Below are 1,534 nucleotides of genomic sequence, written 5' to 3'. Positions count from 1 at the left end.
TGGTCCTTGTATCCACCCCGTGAGCGCAAGAGACCGCTGAGGGATTTTCTCTCGCTCGGGTTGATGATGATATTCGTGATGATTGAGAATGCCGCACCCTCAGAAGCATGTTACGACGTCCCGTTCGTCTCTTGCGCATTGAGGGACTCCCAGAGCACTTGTCCCGATTCCATCCTTCGCGGGGCAAAAACCTGCTGGTGATTTGCTGCGCAGGCATCGCTAGAGGTGACTTTTGTTTTGGCTGACCACTGCATGGCTCGTGCTCGGCCCCTGGAGTTACCGGGGCGGGCAAAGGACGACTGCGGGGTAACTCAATCTCGATGGCGAATTGTTCAGTCGGCTTCGAATTGGTTCTCAGCAGAGATTCGCCCTTCGGTATCGGACATCGACCTACTTCTTTTGGGGAAGGCCGAGGGCGTCGGCGCAGTGGGGGTCGTTGAACATCTTCGTGTGGTCATGTTCAACATCCCTGGCAATGACCAGCTTCCATCCAAATGGCCACTGCCGGTCGTCAGCCAGTTTTTTTGCCGCCTTGAACGCGTTCTGACCACGCTCGAACCGTGTTAAACCTTGGACATCGGCAGCAGGCGTGACGTCCAGGTATTCATCCCGTTCGATGTCTTTGGAACCCAGGTAGAGGGTGAGTGGTTGAGCGAGGTAGGCCTTCATTTGATCGTCGGATTGCAGGTGCTGCGGAAGCTGGCCAAATCCGAGTGGAAATTCCGCGCTGCGGTTGGGAAAGAGCAAGGTCCCCGGGTTGGCAGCGACGATCCGCTTGGCGCCAGTATTGACGAACCCCGTGGTCCGCATCAGAAACTGGCCTCCGCCGGAATGGCCGATCAGGTAAAGCGGCATCTCCGGTCGTGCTTCCCTTCGGCGAATCTCCTTCGCGATTCGATTGATGTATTCGCCCGTCCATTCTTCAGGGGGGGCAGCCTCGCCTTCCCGCATGATGCCGCCGAACTGATACTTCCGCTTCGGAAACGTCGTGTCATCGAACTTCGGGGCGACAATCAAGGCTCCAAAGCGATTTCCCATCTCCACCGAGTCATCGCGGTATTCATCCGCGTTTCGCAGGACACCATGAAAGACCATCAGCAACGGTCCGTCGCTGTAGTCCGCAGGCTTGTAGGTGTAGAGGGGGATGGAGACCTCCCCAAACTGCACATCGACAACAGATTTTCCGATCGGTAGCGGTTCGACATCCGCGAACAGCAGACTCATCATCAACAGCACATGCATCAGTGCGAATTCCTCAAATCTGTGATCCCCATGAAAGCCGCCGACGTAGGGACGGGAGTTCCAGGTTGATCATTTCGTCTCGTCACATTCCTGCAGGGCCATCACTGCGAAGGCCGTACCAGCGTGAGTAATATAATGCATGCTGTCTGCGTGGAGCGACCGAGTGAACCAGCGGCCACTTTCTCGCTGATGTGATTTCAGCCATTCAATTCCACGCTGGATTCGGGGATCATCCGCGGCCAAACCACTGCGACGAAGGATGTAAATGACAAAGCCCGTACCATATCCGTCA

Annotated in this window: 1 protein-coding gene and 1 pseudogene; both read right to left on the bottom strand. The window is 56.1% G+C overall.

Going from position 1 to position 1,534, the window contains the following annotated elements; all coding sequences use genetic code 11:
* Window positions 1–390: 390 nt before the first annotated feature.
* Window positions 391–1,242: a hypothetical protein gene (locus VGE80_RS05055; protein WP_440591899.1), complete on the bottom strand. Its 852-nt coding sequence runs from the start codon at window positions 1,240–1,242 to the stop codon at window positions 391–393.
* 69 nt (window positions 1,243–1,311) lie between these two features.
* Window positions 1,312–1,534 (bottom strand): annotated as a pseudogene (locus VGE80_RS05050) (squalene--hopene cyclase); the annotation flags it as partial.

It is taken from the genome of Schlesneria sp., assembly GCF_036405755.1.
In the GTDB taxonomy this organism is placed as follows: Bacteria; Planctomycetota; Planctomycetia; order Planctomycetales; family Planctomycetaceae; genus Schlesneria; species Schlesneria sphaerica.
The sequence above is the reverse complement of the archived record's forward strand: the minus strand, read 5'-3'. Positions and strand labels throughout refer to the sequence as shown.

Excerpts from the sequence above, each read along its gene's own strand:
- VGE80_RS05055 (WP_440591899.1), bottom strand. The coding sequence starts at position 1,242 with ATGCATGTGCTGTTGATGATGAGTCTGCTGTTCGCGGATGTCGAACCG.